This is a genomic window from Cupriavidus oxalaticus (assembly GCF_038900635.1).
GTDB classification, from domain to species: domain Bacteria; phylum Pseudomonadota; class Gammaproteobacteria; order Burkholderiales; family Burkholderiaceae; genus Cupriavidus; species Cupriavidus oxalaticus_B.
Genome location: NZ_JAYMRX010000001.1, coordinates 816,513 through 830,289 on the forward strand (window position 1 = coordinate 816,513; position 13,777 = coordinate 830,289).

General features: G+C 65.1%; 16 protein-coding genes. 7 read left to right on the forward strand and 9 right to left on the reverse strand.

Annotated elements, in window-relative coordinates:
* The first annotated feature begins 50 nt into the window (after positions 1 to 50).
* Positions 51 to 551, forward strand: coding sequence for a dUTP diphosphatase (dut, locus tag VSR71_RS03780; RefSeq protein WP_342912569.1), 501 nt, complete (start codon positions 51 to 53; stop codon positions 549 to 551).
* Between the two features lie 55 nt (positions 552 to 606).
* Here the strand turns inward: dut and VSR71_RS03785 are convergent, their stop codons facing one another.
* From VSR71_RS03785 to clpS, 4 genes are all read right to left on the reverse strand, one after another.
* Positions 607 to 1,455, reverse strand: coding sequence for a VOC family protein (locus VSR71_RS03785; protein ID WP_342912570.1), 849 nt, complete (start codon positions 1,453 to 1,455; stop codon positions 607 to 609).
* 46 nt (positions 1,456 to 1,501) lie between these two features.
* The gene (locus VSR71_RS03790) at positions 1,502 to 2,500 is read right to left on the reverse strand and encodes a tripartite tricarboxylate transporter substrate binding protein (protein WP_342912571.1); all 999 of its coding nucleotides are present in this window, start codon (positions 2,498 to 2,500) and stop codon (positions 1,502 to 1,504) included.
* Between the two features lie 178 nt (positions 2,501 to 2,678).
* On the reverse strand, positions 2,679 to 4,973 hold the full coding sequence (gene clpA, locus VSR71_RS03795; protein WP_342912572.1) for an ATP-dependent Clp protease ATP-binding subunit ClpA: 2,295 nt from the start codon (positions 4,971 to 4,973) through the stop codon (positions 2,679 to 2,681).
* Positions 4,970 to 5,296, reverse strand: a complete 327-nt coding sequence (gene clpS, locus VSR71_RS03800; RefSeq protein WP_010814998.1) for an ATP-dependent Clp protease adapter ClpS — start codon at positions 5,294 to 5,296, stop codon at positions 4,970 to 4,972. Before clpS ends, clpA begins: the two co-directional genes overlap by 4 nt.
* A gap of 531 nt (positions 5,297 to 5,827) precedes the next feature.
* Between clpS and VSR71_RS03805 the strand changes: the two genes are divergently transcribed.
* Positions 5,828 to 6,034 carry a cold-shock protein gene (locus VSR71_RS03805; RefSeq protein WP_010814999.1) on the forward strand — a complete coding sequence of 69 codons (207 nt, stop codon included), beginning with the start codon at positions 5,828 to 5,830 and terminating at the stop codon, positions 6,032 to 6,034.
* A gap of 222 nt (positions 6,035 to 6,256) precedes the next feature.
* Here the strand turns inward: VSR71_RS03805 and VSR71_RS03810 are convergent, their stop codons facing one another.
* Positions 6,257 to 6,718: a VOC family protein gene (locus tag VSR71_RS03810; protein ID WP_342912573.1), complete on the reverse strand. Its 462-nt coding sequence runs from the start codon at positions 6,716 to 6,718 to the stop codon at positions 6,257 to 6,259.
* Positions 6,719 to 6,867: 149 nt separating this feature from the next.
* Complete coding sequence (gene icd, locus VSR71_RS03815; protein ID WP_342912574.1) at positions 6,868 to 8,118, reverse strand: NADP-dependent isocitrate dehydrogenase; 1,251 nt, start codon at positions 8,116 to 8,118, stop codon at positions 6,868 to 6,870.
* A gap of 240 nt (positions 8,119 to 8,358) precedes the next feature.
* Here icd and VSR71_RS03820 point away from each other — a divergent pair, with 240 nt between their 5' ends.
* The 3 genes from VSR71_RS03820 to VSR71_RS03830 all read left to right on the forward strand — a co-directional run bounded on the left by VSR71_RS03820 (position 8,359) and on the right by VSR71_RS03830 (position 9,914).
* Positions 8,359 to 9,000, forward strand: a complete 642-nt coding sequence (locus tag VSR71_RS03820) for a pseudouridine synthase (RefSeq protein WP_342912575.1) — start codon at positions 8,359 to 8,361, stop codon at positions 8,998 to 9,000.
* Between the two features lie 104 nt (positions 9,001 to 9,104).
* Positions 9,105 to 9,299: a hypothetical protein gene (locus VSR71_RS03825; protein ID WP_342912576.1), complete on the forward strand. Its 195-nt coding sequence runs from the start codon at positions 9,105 to 9,107 to the stop codon at positions 9,297 to 9,299.
* 153 nt (positions 9,300 to 9,452) lie between these two features.
* Positions 9,453 to 9,914, forward strand: a complete 462-nt coding sequence (locus tag VSR71_RS03830; protein ID WP_342912577.1) for a DUF192 domain-containing protein — start codon at positions 9,453 to 9,455, stop codon at positions 9,912 to 9,914.
* Between the two features lie 54 nt (positions 9,915 to 9,968).
* Here VSR71_RS03830 and VSR71_RS03835 read toward each other — a convergent pair whose 3' ends face one another.
* Positions 9,969 to 10,454 carry a YajQ family cyclic di-GMP-binding protein gene (locus VSR71_RS03835; protein WP_342912578.1) on the reverse strand — a complete coding sequence of 162 codons (486 nt, stop codon included), beginning with the start codon at positions 10,452 to 10,454 and terminating at the stop codon, positions 9,969 to 9,971.
* A gap of 131 nt (positions 10,455 to 10,585) precedes the next feature.
* Here VSR71_RS03835 and murB point away from each other — a divergent pair, with 131 nt between their 5' ends.
* Positions 10,586 to 11,596 carry a UDP-N-acetylmuramate dehydrogenase gene (gene murB / locus VSR71_RS03840; RefSeq protein ID WP_342912579.1) on the forward strand — a complete coding sequence of 337 codons (1,011 nt, stop codon included), beginning with the start codon at positions 10,586 to 10,588 and terminating at the stop codon, positions 11,594 to 11,596.
* Positions 11,597 to 11,614: 18 nt separating this feature from the next.
* Here murB and VSR71_RS03845 read toward each other — a convergent pair whose 3' ends face one another.
* Complete coding sequence (locus VSR71_RS03845; protein WP_133092239.1) at positions 11,615 to 11,926, reverse strand: pyrimidine/purine nucleoside phosphorylase; 312 nt, start codon at positions 11,924 to 11,926, stop codon at positions 11,615 to 11,617.
* Between the two features lie 79 nt (positions 11,927 to 12,005).
* Positions 12,006 to 12,929 carry an ornithine carbamoyltransferase gene (argF, locus tag VSR71_RS03850; RefSeq protein ID WP_342912580.1) on the reverse strand — a complete coding sequence of 308 codons (924 nt, stop codon included), beginning with the start codon at positions 12,927 to 12,929 and terminating at the stop codon, positions 12,006 to 12,008.
* A 427-nt stretch (positions 12,930 to 13,356) separates the two neighbouring features.
* Between argF and VSR71_RS03855 the strand changes: the two genes are divergently transcribed.
* On the forward strand, positions 13,357 to 13,656 hold the full coding sequence (locus VSR71_RS03855; RefSeq protein WP_010815009.1) for a DUF3579 domain-containing protein: 300 nt from the start codon (positions 13,357 to 13,359) through the stop codon (positions 13,654 to 13,656).
* Positions 13,657 to 13,777 lie beyond the last annotated feature (121 nt).

The following is a 13,777-nucleotide window of genomic DNA, read 5'->3' on the forward strand; positions in this document are numbered from 1 at the left end:
ATGCGCCGCTGCCAACCGATCTGTTTGAACCGAATTCCCCCAGGATGCCCATGACCCAGCCCCTGAACCCCACCGTCGAAATCAAGGTGCTCGATGCCCGCCTGAACGAATGGGGCCTGCCTGCCTACCAGAGCGAAATGGCCGCCGCCATCGACCTGCATGCCTGCGTCGACACGCCGGTGTCGATCGCCCCGGGCACGCCCGCGCAACTGGTGCCGGCCGGCATCGCCGTGCACATGGGCAACCCCTACATGGCCGCGACCATCGTGCCGCGCTCGGGCCTGGGCCACAAGAAGGGCCTGGTGCTGGGCAACTCGATCGGCGTGATCGATGCCGACTACCAGGGCCAGATCATGGTCAGCGTGTGGAACCGCAACGCGCCGGGCACCGAGCCGATCGTGATCCAGCCAGGAGAGCGCATCGCGCAGATGATGTTCGTGCCGGTGCTGCGCCCGGTCTTCACGACGGTGGACGAGTTCAGCGAAGACAGCGAGCGCGGCGCCGGTGGCTTCGGCTCGACCGGCGTGCATCACGCCAAGGCCGGCGCCTGACGCGCCGCGGCAAACCGCAAAGCAGAACTGGCGCGCCGCGGCGCCAGTTTGCATTTCAGCCGCGCTGCTCGAACAGCAACGCCACGCCGCCGGCCGCCTCGGCCGGTACCAGCGTTTCGCGGGGGCCGAGGTCGTGGGTCGGCACGCCGGCGTTGCGCCAGAGCGCACGCGCCGCGGCCAGGTCGCTTGTACGCAGGCGCATCGCGGCATATCCCGGCACCTCCCTGCGCACATGCGCGGTGCCGGTCGCCGAGGCCAGCGCCTGCGGCGTGCTGACCACCAGCGCGGCGTCATCCAGCGCCAGGCTGCTGACATGCTCGCTCAGTTGCGTCAGCTCGCCGCCGGTCAGTTCGGCGTAGGCCCGCGCGGCGGCATCGACCAGCGCGGGCGCCACCACCAGGAACATGGTCGCGATGCTGTCGGCGCCGTTGGCGTGCGACATCCATTCCGGTCGCCACAGCAGCTCTGGCGTGCGATGCTCGCAGACGAAATAGCGCGCACCTGGTGCATCGTCCAGCGCGGTCACGCGGAAGGTGGCGGGATGTTCGCTGCCATCGTCCAGCCGCACCGGGCGCGAGAACTCGATCGGATCAGAGGTGTACCAGCCGGACGCGCGCAGCCGTGCGGCCGTGCCGAAGGCGTCGTCGCTCTTGCATGACATCGCCGCACAGCCGCCGCCGCGCGCCTGCGCGTCCCAGTAGTACTGGCGGCTTGGGGTAGGCGCGGTGACGTGCAGCAGCTCGACGTAGTCGTGCCGCAGCATGATGCAATGGTTCTGCGAACCCAGCGTGTGATAGCCGCGCGGCGTCAGGGTAAAGCCGAGCCGTTGCCAGGCCTGCACCCCCGCATCGAGGTCGGGACACACCACCACCGCGTGGTCGAACATTTCCGCTTGGCTTGCCATCGACATCACCTCAGTCTGCGCGGCGGGCGCGTCCGCCCGGCCGCCGTCATTCGAACTGGATATTGGCCTTGCGCGCCACGGCCTGCCACTTGTCGTGCTCCTGGCGCACCAGCTTGCCGAGTTCGGCCGGGCTGCCGCCGACGATCTCGAAGCCTTGCGCGGCCAGCGCATCGACCACGCGCGGCTGGCGCAGCGATTCGACCAGCGCCTGGTGGATCCGCGTGACCGATGCCGCGGGCAGGTTGGCGGGCCCGAACACGCCGATCCAGGAATAAGCTTCAAAGCCCTTGAGCCCCTGCTCGGCCACGGTCGGCACCTGCGGCAACTGGCGCAGGCGGCTGGTGCCGGTCACGCCCAGCACCTTGATGGTCCGCGCGGCCACATGCGCCTGCACTGCGGCATAGCTGCTGAAAAAAAGATCGACCTCGTTGGCCAGCACCGCCTGCACAGCCGGGCCGCCACCCTTGTAAGGTACATGGAGCATGTGCATGCCGGCTTCGGTCGCCAGCGCCTCGGCCGCAAGCTGGTTCAGGCTGCCGATACCGGAGGAGGCATAACGCACGCTATCGGGCCTCGCCTTGGCCAATGCCACCAGCTCACGCACATTGGCGGCCGGCAGCGAAGGATTGGCGGCGATTACCAGCGGGAAGCGCACCAGCTGCGAGATCGGCGTGAAATCGTGGAAGGTGTCGTAGGGCAGCTGCTTGTAGGCAAACGGGTTGATGGCGTGCGTATCGAAGGCCATCAGCAGCGTGCTGCCGTCCGGCCTGGCGCGCGCCACGGTGCTGGACGCGATCAGGCCGCCGGCGCCCGGCTTGTTGTCGACCACCACGGTCTGCCCCAGCGCCGCCTTCAGCCCCGGCTGCAGCTGGCGCGCAACGATATCGACGCTGCCGCCCGGCGGGAACGGCAGCACCAGCGCCAGTGGACGGTTGCCGGCCGGCGCCTCGGCGGCGGCGGCGTGCATCATCGGGACAGGCATGGCGCCCAGCGGCAGGATCTTGAGCAGCAGGCGGCGGCGCCGCGTGCGTTCGGCAGAGGACATCGGGTATTCGGGCGTTGGCGGCCGCAATGCCGGTGGCCGCCGGGACAAAAAAGAAGGGGCGGCATCACTGCCGCCCCCTGTATTTTGCCCGATGATCGGCCGCGTTGCAGGCAAACCCCGCCGAACCTCGCCCGGGTCGCCACGATCCGGTGCGATTTTCGGCCGGCGCGGTTGCCGCTCAGGCCTCGGCGCGCTGCTCTTCCGGCGCCTCGGGCGGTTCCGGCTCGATCTCGGAGAAATCGAGCTTGATCTGGTCCTGCTCGTCCAGGTCGACCACGACCTTGCCGCCGGACACCAGCCTGCCGAACAGCAGCTCGTCGGCCAGCGCCTTGCGGATCATGTCCTGGATCAGGCGTTGCATCGGGCGCGCGCCCATCAGCGGGTCGAAGCCCTTGTGCGCCAGGAACTTGCGCAGCTTCTCGCTGAAGCTGGCTTCCACCTTCTTCTCGTGCAGCTGCTCTTCCAGCTGCATCAGGAACTTGTCGACCACGCGCAGGATGATCTCCTCATCCAGCGACCGGAAGCTGATCATGGCATCCAGACGGTTACGGAATTCCGGCGTGAACATGCGCTTGATGTCGGCCATCTCGTCGCCCTGCTCGCGCGAGCTGGTGAAGCCGATGGTGGCGCGGTTCATGGTCTCCGCTCCCGCGTTGGTGGTCATGATGATGATCACGTTGCGGAAGTCGGCGCGCCGGCCGTTGTTGTCGGTCAGCGAACCATGGTCCATCACCTGCAACAGGATATTGAAGATATCCGGATGCGCTTTCTCGATTTCATCCAGCAGCAGCACGCAGTGCGGCTTCTTGGTGACGGCCTCGGTCAGCAGGCCGCCCTGGTCGAAGCCGACGTATCCCGGCGGCGCGCCGATCAGGCGGCTGACCGCGTGGCGCTCCATGTATTCGGACATGTCGAAGCGCAGCAGCTCGATGCCCATGATGAAGGCCAGCTGCTTAGCGACCTCGGTCTTGCCCACGCCGGTGGGACCCGAGAACAGGAACGAGCCGATCGGCTTGTCGGTCTTGCCCAGGCCGGCGCGCGACATCTTGATCGCCGAGGCCAGCGCCTCGATCGCCGGATCCTGGCCGAACACCACCGACTTCAGGTCACGTTCCAGCGTCTGCAGCTTGCTGCGGTCGTCCTGGTTCACGCTCTGCGGCGGGATGCGCGCGATGCGCGAGACGATGTCCTCGATCTCGCTCTTGCCGATGGTCTTCTTCTGCTTGGACTTCGGCAGGATGCGCTGCGCCGCGCCGGCCTCGTCGATCACATCGATCGCCTTGTCCGGCAGGTGGCGGTCGGTGATGAAGCGGGCCGACAGCTCGGCCGCGGCGGTCAGCGCCGAAGCCGCGTACTTGACGCCATGGTGCTCCTCGAAACGCGACTTCAGGCCGCGCAGGATCTGCACGGTCTGGTCGACCGACGGCTCGACCACGTCGATCTTCTGGAAGCGCCGCGACAGCGCCGCGTCCTTCTCGAAGATGCCGCGGTATTCCGTGAAGGTGGTCGCGCCGATGCACTTGAGCTGGCCCGACGACAGCGCCGGCTTGAGCAGGTTGCTGGCGTCCAGCGTCCCGCCCGATGCGGCGCCCGCGCCGATCAGCGTGTGGATCTCGTCGATGAACAGGATCGCGTTGGGATTGTCCTTGAGCGACTTGAGCACGCCCTTCAGCCGCTGCTCGAAATCGCCGCGGTATTTGGTGCCGGCCAGCAGCGCGCCCATGTCGAGCGAGTAGACGGTGGCCTTTTCCAGGATGTCCGGGACTTCGTTCTTGGTGATGCGCCAGGCCAGGCCCTCCGCAATGGCGGTCTTGCCGACGCCGGCCTCGCCCACCAGCAGCGGGTTGTTCTTGCGCCGGCGGCAAAGCACCTGCACCACGCGCTCGACTTCGCTTTCGCGGCCGATCAGCGGATCGATCTTGCCGGCCTTGGCCAGCGCGTTCAGGTTCTGGGTGTATTGCTCGAGCGGGCTTTCCTTGCCGTCGCCGCCCTCGCCTTCGCCGGCATTGTCGCCGTGCTTGGCGGGCTCGGACTGGTCCTTGCGGATGCCGTGGCTGATGAAATTGACCACGTCCAGGCGCGTCACGCCCTGCTGCTGCAGGTAGTAGACCGCGTGCGAATCCTTCTCGCCGAAGATGGCGACCAGCACGTTGGCACCTGTCACTTCCTTCTTGCCGTTGGAAGTGGACTGGACGTGCATGATCGCGCGCTGGATCACGCGCTGGAAGCCGAGGGTGGGCTGGGTATCGACCTCGTCGGTCCCCGGCACCACCGGTGTGTTATCCGCGATGAAGTTCTTAAGGCTGGTGCGCAGGTCCTCGATATTGGCCGCGCAGGCGCGCAAGACTTCAGCTGCCGTGGGATTGTCGAGCAATGCCAGCAGCAGATGCTCCACGGTAATGAACTCGTGGCGTGCCTGCCGGGCTTCGACAAAAGCCATGTGCAGGCTCACTTCCAATTCTTGCGCAATCATGCTTCCTCCATCACGCACTGCAAGGGGTGCCCCGCCTGCCGCGCGTGCGTTGACACCAGCTCGACTTTTGTCGCCGCGATATCTCTGGTGTAGATACCGCAGACGCCCTTTCCTTCCCGGTGGACGGTCAGCATGATCTGCGTCGCCGTTTCCCGGTCCCTGCTGAAATACTGCTGCAGGATCATCACGACAAACTCCATCGGAGTGTAGTCGTCGTTAAGCAGCACCACCTTGAACATGGCAGGCGGCTTGAGCGCCTGCTCTTTCCGCTCCAGGATGGTGCCCGCTTCGCGTTGTGGGACATTCGCAAGCCGTGTAGCCATGGCTTTATTCTAACCCTTACTCGCAACTCTGCAATTTGGGGAAAAGGCGCCGGATTCAAGGGCCGGGTCACCTGTTTCCGGTTATGAAAAAGCGCGGAACCGCACGCCAGAGGCATTGCAATGCACGTGACGGGAGCCCGCAGGACTGATCCGGACAATACCCGATGCTTGCCGCCAAGGTACCATCCCGCGCCGTCCGTTTCCCACCACACCCTGCCCGCAGTGGGGATTCCGCCAGCTTGACAGTATCTTTGTTTGACAGAAGAATCGGCCGCACACCCGCCTGAAGCCAGTGAGCCAAAGCAAAAGGCCAATGCGCGGGTGATCCGTGAGCAGGGAGGCCCACGGCCCGGCGGCGGCGAGTCAGCATCCAGACTGGCCGCCACGCGATTGCACCTCGCCGCGCGTCATCGCCGGCCGCACCTCGAAACGCGGCCGGTCATGGCGTCGCAGTGCGTGCGCCGCAGTCCGTATCATCCGGCCGGCCTCGGCTTCCCCGCTTTGAAATGTGCTATTTCGTTGGGGGAGTATATGGCAAGCGGTATCGTCAAATGGTTCAATGACGCCAAGGGTTTCGGTTTTATCAAGCCGGACGAGGGCGAAGAAGAACTGTTTGCGCACTTTTCGGCTATCCAGATGTCGGGCTTCAAGACGCTGAAGGAAGGTCAACGCGTCTCGTTCGAGGTGGTCCAGGGCCCCAAGGGCAAGCAAGCCACCAACATCCAGGACGCCAGCTAAGCTGCGCCGCGACCGCATCCCGGCCGGCAGAGCCGTGGAGCGGTCTAAGAGGGTGCGGGGGGAACTCCCCCGGGACGGGATCGGCGCCAGTGCCCGCCAGGCTGCCTCAGGCGGCCGGGCAGCTGCTGGCGCATATCAGCTGCACGCACCGCATCCGACGGAAAGCCCGGCCTCGTGCCGGGCTTTCTGGTTTTCACGGGCCGGCCGTGGAGGCTGGCCAGCTCAGGCCCAGCCGTCGATCTTCAAGCCGCTGGCCTGCTCGGCCTCTTCCTTTGTGACCTGCCGCACAGTCTGGCCGAAGGTCCAGACATGGCCTTCCGGGTCCCTGGCGGTGTACGAGCGGTCGCCATAGAACTCATCCTGCGGCTCCCGCACGATCACTGCCCCAGCGGCACGGGCCCGCTCGCAGTGCTGGTCGATCCCGTCCCGCAGGTGCACATGCACCGTCTGCGTATTCTTGCCGCCGATGGACGCCGGGCTGGCGGTAAAGTCCGCCCACTCGCTGCCGACCATCAGGTAGCTGTCGCCAAAGCGCATTTCCGAGTGCACCAGCTGGTCCTGCTGGTCCCGGATCACCATGACCCGCTGGAAGCCGAAGGCGCGCTCCAGCCAGTCCAGTGCGGCCAGCGGGTCCTTGTAGAAGATGGCCGCGCCAAAGGCTGTGCGGCGGAAAGGATCGTCCATGGCAGTCTCCGCGGGCCACCGGCCCGTCCGTTGCAATCCCTGAAGTTCTAGGCAACGGCGTAGCCGGGCGCAAGAAGAAAACCCCGCAGCCGGGGCACGGTTGCGGGGTCTCTTCAAGGCAGGCTGCCCGCCGCAGCGGGAGTCTGTGCTTACATATTTTCGATCATCACCTGGCCAAAGCCCGAGCACGAGACCTGGGTCGCGCCTTCCAGCAGGCGCGCGAAATCGTACGTAACCTTTTTGGACAGGATCGACTTTTCCATCGACGCAATGATCAGGTCCGCGGCCTCGGTCCAGCCCATGTGGCGCAGCATCATTTCCGCCGACAAGATTTCCGAGCCCGGGTTGACATAGTCCTTCCCGGCGTACTTGGGCGCGGTGCCGTGGGTGGCTTCGAACATGGCGACGGAGTCGGACATGTTGGCGCCCGGGGCAATGCCGATGCCGCCGACCTGCGCCGCCAGTGCATCCGAAACGTAGTCGCCGTTCAGGTTCAGCGTGGCGATCACCGAGTATTCGGCCGGACGCAGCAGGATCTGCTGCAGGAAGGCATCGGCAATCGCATCCTTGATGACGATATCCTTGCCGGTCTTCGGGTTCTCGAACTTGCACCACGGGCCGCCGTCCACCAGCTCGGCGCCGAATTCCTTCTGTGCCAGTTCGTAGCCCCAGTCACGGAAGCCACCCTCGGTGAACTTCATGATGTTGCCCTTGTGCACCAGCGTCACCGACGGCTTGTCGTTGTCGATGGCGTACTGGATCGCCTTGCGCACCAGGCGCTCGGTGCCCTCGCGCGAAACCGGCTTGACGCCGATGCCCGACGTGGCCGGGAAGCGGATCTTCTTCACGCCCATCTCGTCCTGCAGGAACTTGATGAGTTTTTTCGCCTGCTCGCTCTCCGCGGCCCATTCGATGCCGGCGTAGATGTCTTCCGAGTTCTCGCGGAAAATCACCATGTCGGTCTTCTCCGGCTCGCGCACCGGCGAAGGCACACCCTTGAAGTAACGCACCGGCCGCAGGCAGACGTACAGGTCCAGCTGCTGGCGCAGCGCCACGTTCAGCGAGCGGATGCCGCCGCCCACCGGCGTCGTCAGCGGGCCCTTGATCGAGACCACGTATTCCTTGAGCACATCCAGGGTTTCGTCCGGCAGCCACACGTCCGGGCCGTAGACCTTGGTCGACTTCTCGCCGGCGTAGATCTCCATCCAGGCGATCTTGCGCTTGTCGCCATATGCCTTGGCCACGGCCGCGTCAACCACCTTGATCATCACCGGCGTGATATCGACGCCCGTACCGTCGCCTTCGATATAGGGAATGATGGGGTTGTCCGGGACATTCAGCGAAAAATCCTGGTTGACCGTGATCTTTTCGCCGGCCGGAACCTTGATGTGTTGATACATGACGTCTCCAGTACGGAACGGTTTAGACGGCCGCCGGTGTGCTTGGCCGACGGCGAGATTCGGGAGATGGCGCTGGCATTGTAGCGGCCATCGCGGCCCACCCAGTAGTGCATTGCACCACCCTGGCCTGCATTCAGGCAAGTCTTGGTCTTATATAAGACACAAGACTGATTTCGTATTATGCAGCAATCTTTCATCATCCGCCAACCGCGGCGCGCGGCTGCGGCATACTTGCGCCCCATGACCCTGATCGCCCTGAACAAGCCTTACGGCACCATGAGCCAGTTCTCGGAGCATCCCACGCGTCCCACGCTGGCCGCTTGCGTGGGTGTGCCGGGCGTGTACCCGGCAGGCCGGCTCGATGCGGACAGTGAAGGCATGCTGCTGCTGACCGACGACGGTGCACTGCAGGCGCGCATTGCCGATCCGCGCCACAAGCTGGAAAAGACTTACCTCGCCCAGGTCGAGGGCATTCCCGACGCGGCCGCCCTGGCGCGGCTGCGCGCCGGGGTCGACCTTGGCGACTTCGTCACGCAGCCGGCGCGGGCGCGTGCGATCGGCGAGCCCGACTGGCTCTGGCCGCGCCAGCCGCCGGTGCGCTATCGCGCCGCGATCCCCACCTCATGGCTGGAGCTGAAGATTCGCGAGGGCAAGAACCGGCAGGTGCGGCGCATGACCGCGGCCGTCGGCTTCCCAACGCTGCGGCTGGTCCGAGTGGGCATCGGGCCGCTCGATCTGCGCACGCTCGGTCTTGCACCCGGAGAATCGTGCGAGGTCGAGCCAGGTGTGCTGGGCTTGCCGGCGGCACGCGCGCCGGCCACCCATGTCTCAAAGACCAGACAGGCGAACGACGTCAAGCGGCGTTTTCGTTACAAAAGCTAACAAATGGCGCGTCAACGGGCGATCCGAACGCCTCGTTCTTGTCGGTGACACGTCTAATCACGCGTCGCAACTTCCGACTGTTCTTATCCTTCGAGGTAATCGCCATGAAAAAACTGATCGCTGCTCTGGTTGTGGGCCTGTTCGCCACCGGCGCCTTCGCCCAGGCTTCGGCACCCGCCGACGCTGCAGCGCCCGCGGCCACCAAGGAAGCCCCGAAGGCCGCCAAGAAGAAGACCAGCCACAAGAAGCACAGCAAGAAGAAGGCGGCCGACGCCGCTTCGGCCCCGGCCGCGCAGTAAGCCGCTGGCGCTCCGTGCCGGCCCTGCGTCGGCGCAAGAAAAGGCAGGCTGCCACCAGGCGCCTGCCTTTGTCATTTTGGCCTCCGCCATCCATCGGCGCTGCGCGTGCGCTATGCTTGCGGCTGCCGTCCGCGCCCTTCCACACCGAACACCATGTCCTTCCCGCCCAAGACGCCGTTGTCACGCCGCTTCCAGATTGCCGCGGCGCTCGCCGTGCTGGCCGCCAGCCAGGCCCAGGCACAAGCCGCGCTGCCGGTAGTGCCGCTGACCGCGGGCATGTACGCGATCCAGGCCGAGGTTGCCGCCACACCGGCGGCGCGCGAACAGGGACTGATGTACCGCAAGAGCATGCCGGTCAACGGCGGCATGCTGTTCGTGTTCGAGCAGAAGGCCGGGCACTGCTTCTGGATGCGCAATACCGAGCTGCCGCTGTCGATCGCCTTCCTGGCCGACGACGGGACCATCGTCAATATCGAGGACATGGCGCCGCGCACCGAGAACAACCACTGCCCGAAGGCGGCGATCCGCTATGCGCTGGAAATGAACCAGGGCTGGTTCGCGCAGAAGGGCATCCGCGCCGGCGCGAAGATCAGCGGGCTGCCGCAGGCGCGCTGAGCGCCGCGGCGGCAGGCGGGGCCGGCATGGGCGCCGGCCCGGAGTGGGTTCCGCTCAGTCGCGGAAGTTGTTGAAGTCCAGCGGCGCTTCCGAGACGTCCTTGCGCAGCATGGCAATCACGTTCTGCAGGTCATCGCGCTTGGTGCCCGACACGCGCACCGCATCGCCCTGGATGCTCGCCTGCACCTTGATCTTGCTGTCCTTGATCATGCGCACGATCTTCTTGGCCAGGTCGCCGGTCACGCCCTTCTTGATGGTGATGACCTGCTTGACCTTGTCGCCGCTGATCTTGTCAGTCTTGCCGTAGTCCAGGAAGCGCACGTCGACATTGCGCTTGGCCATCTTGTTGATCAGCACGTCCTTCACCTGGTCCAGCTTGAAATCGTCGTCGGCAAAGGCGGTCAGCTCGTTTTCCTTCTGCTCGACCCGGGCGTCCGAGCCCTTGAAATCGAAACGAGTCGAGATTTCCTTGTTGGCTTGCTCGACGGCGTTCTTCACCTCGACCATGTTCGCTTCGCACACTACGTCAAACGACGGCATTGCATTCTCCTTGTGATCCATATGCCCGGAAGACGGCCGTTGGCGACGCCTTCCGTATAATTCAGGCCTACCTCGCAGCCAGGGGCCGCAACGCTCACCAACAGCGGCGGCCGCGTCACCTATCCCCTTGCATGGCAGATTTCCACGAATTTTATCCCCTGCGCCGCCACAATACATTTGGATTCGATGCAAGCGCGCGCTACGCCGTGCATGTGCGCACCGAAGCCGACCTGACCGAGGCCCTCGCGGACCCGCGCGCCAATGGCCTGCCGCTGGTGGTGCTGGGCGGCGGCAGCAACGTGGTGCTGACGCGCGACCTCGACGCGCTGGTGCTGCTGATGGAGATCCCGGGCTACCAGGTCGAGGATGCCGATGACGCCTGGCTGGTCACCTCCGGCGCGGGCGAGAACTGGAATGCGCTGGTCAACCGCACCATCGCCGACCGCATGCCGGGGCTCGAGAACCTGGCACTGATTCCCGGCACCGCGGGCGCCGCGCCGATCCAGAATATTGGCGCCTACGGGGTCGAACTGCGTGACCGCTTCGAAGGCGTGCGCGCCTATGACCGCCATGCCGGCGTGTTCGTCTGGCTGGACCTGCGCGCATGCGGCTTTGGCTACCGCGACAGCCTGTTCAAGCAGGCGGGCGCCGGCCGCTACATCATTACCTCGGTGACGCTGCGTTTGCCCAAGGCCTGGCAGCCGGTCCTGTCCTACGGCGAACTGGCGCGCGAACTGGCCGGCAATCCCGCCCCGGATGCCGCTATGGTCCGCGACGCGGTGGTGGCGATCCGCACGCGCAAGCTGCCCGACCCCGCGCAGATCGGCAACGCCGGCAGTTTCTTCAAGAACCCGCTGGTCGGCGCGGCGCAGCGCGACGCGCTGCTGCGGGCCAATCCCGACCTGGTCAGCTATCCCCAGCCGGATGGCAGCTACAAGCTGGCCGCGGGCTGGCTGATCGACCGCTGCGGATTCAAGGGCGTCAGCGACGGCCCGGTGGGTGTCTATGGCAAGCAGGCGCTGGTGCTGGTGCACCATGGCGGCGGCACCGGCGCGATGCTGCTGGCGCTGGCAAACCGCATCGCGGATACCGTCGAAGCGCGCTTCGGCGTGCGGATCGAGCCCGAGCCGGTGGTGCTGTAGCGCCTGCTGGCCTGGCGATCAGCCGAAGTGGCACACGTAGTCCAGCGTCTCCAGCACCTCGATGTCGAAGCTGCTGTTGCCTGGGACGTCGAACTGCTGGCCAGCGCCGTATGTCTGCCAGTCTTCCGCGCCGGCCAGGCGCACGCGGCAACTGCCGCCATTGATTTCCATGATTTCCGGCGCGCCGGTGTTGAACGTCAGCGAAGCCGGGAAAATCACGCCCAGGGTCTTGCGGGTGCCGTCCGGGAACAGCACGGTGTGGCTCACGCACTTGCCGTCGAAATACAGGTTGGCTTTCTTGACGACCGATACATTGTCGAACTGGCTCACTTCCATCTCCTTCACTGTCTTGAATCAGACGTAAAAAGAGGGGCCATCGCGGCCCCTCCCTTGTTCACTCCGCGCGCGCTCAGTAGCGGCCGCAGAGCAGGTATTCCATCAGCGCCTTCTGCACGTGCAGGCGGTTTTCCGCCTCGTCCCAGACCACGCTCTTGGGGCCGTCGATCACGGCGGCCTCGACTTCCTCGCCGCGATGCGCCGGCAGGCAGTGCATGAACAGCGCGTCGGGCTCGGCGCGGTTCATCATCGCGGTGGTGACCATCCAGTCCTTGAAGGCGCGCTTGCGGGCTTCGTTCTCGGCCTCGAAGCCCATGCTGGTCCAGACGTCGGTGGTGACCAGGCTCGCGCCCTGGCAGGCGGTGAGGGGATCCTCGAAGACCTTGACCAGGCCGGCGGCAGACGCCGGCACCATGGCCGGATCGAGCTGGTATCCCGGCGGCGCCGAGAAATGGAAGTTGAAGCCCAGCCGCTCGGCCGCCTGGATCCAGGTATAGGCCATGTTGTTGGCATCGCCGATCCACGCCACCGTCTTGCCGCGGATGCTGCCGCGCTGTTCGATGTAGGTGAAGATATCGGCCAGCACCTGGCACGGGTGGTATTCGTTGGTCAGCCCGTTGATCACCGGCACGCGCGAGTGCGCGGCAAAGCGGTCGATGATGTCCTGGCCGAAGGTGCGGATCATGATGATGTCGACCATGCGCGAGATCACCTGCGCCGCATCCTCGATCGGCTCGCCGCGGCCCAGCTGCGAGTCGCGGGTGTTCAGGAACACTGCATGGCCGCCCAGCTGGTGGACGCCCGCTTCGAACGACAGGCGCGTACGCGTGGAATTCTTCTCGAAGATCATGGCCAGCGTGCGGTCATGCAGCGGGTGCCAGGTCTCGTAGTTCTTGAACTTGGCCTTCAGGATCCGCGCGCGGTCCAGCAGGTACTCGTACTCGTCGGGAGTGAAGTCGCTGAACTGGAGGTAATGCTTGATCGGGGTTGGGCTCATAAAACAAAGAAGGCGGCTCGGTGGGGGCGCGCCGTCACGAAGTCTCATGACCTGAGCGCGCCGCGGAGCCGCCTTTCGCGTCGCATACGCAATTTAACTGCAAGAATCATAAGGGATTATTTCTGCTTTGCCCAGCCCGGGACAACCCGTGACAGGCGGCGCGCCGGCCGCGTTGACAGGTTCCTGACAGGATTCTGCCCTTATGCGCAAGTCTTATATAAGATATAATACTGGCTGATTCACGCGGGGCCCCGGCATACCCTTGCCGCTGCGCGCCGCCGGCATCAAAAGTGCCCCCGCAGACACCGACGCCCCGCCTTCCCGGCCGGAAAAAGCGCGAACCAAACGCGCCCCAGCCGCGTCAAACGGGCGCCCGTTTCGCGGGTTTAACCGTCGAGTCGTCGCCTCACCCGCAGTGTCCAGCCTCATGAACCCCAACGTTCGCGAATTCTTTATCCAAGGCATTACCAAGGAAGGCAAGACCTTCCGCCCGAGCGACTGGGCCGAGCGACTATGCGGCGTCATGGCGCAGTTCCGCCCCGAAGGCGACAGTGGCGATCCCCGACTCACCTATTCCCCTTACGTGCGCCCTATCTTCGCCGGCAACGTCAAATGCGTGGTGGTGGATGTGCGGCTGCGCGATATCGAACCCAAGGCGCTGGATTTCGTGCTGAACTTTGCGCGCGACAACAACCTGCAACTGGTCGAGGCCTGCTCGCTCGAATGACATCGCAACAAGGCGCCGGAAGACAGGCGCCGGAAGATGGACACCAGAAAAGCAAAAAGCTCGTCGGATGACGAGCTTTTTGTTTGGCGGAACCGAAGCTCCGCCGCTGGGCCGCCGCAGC

What these genes read in the sequence shown, in the direction of transcription:
- dut (WP_342912569.1), top strand. Translation starts at nt 51, where the DNA reads ATGACCCAGCCCCTGAACCCCACCGTCGAAATCAAGGTGCTCGATGCC.
- VSR71_RS03785 (WP_342912570.1), bottom strand. Translation starts at nt 1,455, where the DNA reads ATGGCAAGCCAAGCGGAAATGTTCGACCACGCGGTGGTGGTGTGTCCC.
- VSR71_RS03790 (WP_342912571.1), bottom strand. Translation starts at nt 2,500, where the DNA reads ATGTCCTCTGCCGAACGCACGCGGCGCCGCCGCCTGCTGCTCAAGATC.
- clpA (WP_342912572.1), bottom strand. Translation starts at nt 4,973, where the DNA reads ATGATTGCGCAAGAATTGGAAGTGAGCCTGCACATGGCTTTTGTCGAA.
- clpS (WP_010814998.1), bottom strand. Translation starts at nt 5,296, where the DNA reads ATGGCTACACGGCTTGCGAATGTCCCACAACGCGAAGCGGGCACCATC.
- VSR71_RS03805 (WP_010814999.1), top strand. Translation starts at nt 5,828, where the DNA reads ATGGCAAGCGGTATCGTCAAATGGTTCAATGACGCCAAGGGTTTCGGT.
- VSR71_RS03810 (WP_342912573.1), bottom strand. Translation starts at nt 6,718, where the DNA reads ATGGACGATCCTTTCCGCCGCACAGCCTTTGGCGCGGCCATCTTCTAC.
- icd (WP_342912574.1), bottom strand. Translation starts at nt 8,118, where the DNA reads ATGTATCAACACATCAAGGTTCCGGCCGGCGAAAAGATCACGGTCAAC.
- VSR71_RS03820 (WP_342912575.1), top strand. Translation starts at nt 8,359, where the DNA reads ATGACCCTGATCGCCCTGAACAAGCCTTACGGCACCATGAGCCAGTTC.
- VSR71_RS03825 (WP_342912576.1), top strand. Translation starts at nt 9,105, where the DNA reads ATGAAAAAACTGATCGCTGCTCTGGTTGTGGGCCTGTTCGCCACCGGC.
- VSR71_RS03830 (WP_342912577.1), top strand. Translation starts at nt 9,453, where the DNA reads ATGTCCTTCCCGCCCAAGACGCCGTTGTCACGCCGCTTCCAGATTGCC.
- VSR71_RS03835 (WP_342912578.1), bottom strand. Translation starts at nt 10,454, where the DNA reads ATGCCGTCGTTTGACGTAGTGTGCGAAGCGAACATGGTCGAGGTGAAG.
- murB (WP_342912579.1), top strand. Translation starts at nt 10,586, where the DNA reads ATGGCAGATTTCCACGAATTTTATCCCCTGCGCCGCCACAATACATTT.
- argF (WP_342912580.1), bottom strand. Translation starts at nt 12,929, where the DNA reads ATGAGCCCAACCCCGATCAAGCATTACCTCCAGTTCAGCGACTTCACT.
- VSR71_RS03855 (WP_010815009.1), top strand. Translation starts at nt 13,357, where the DNA reads ATGAACCCCAACGTTCGCGAATTCTTTATCCAAGGCATTACCAAGGAA.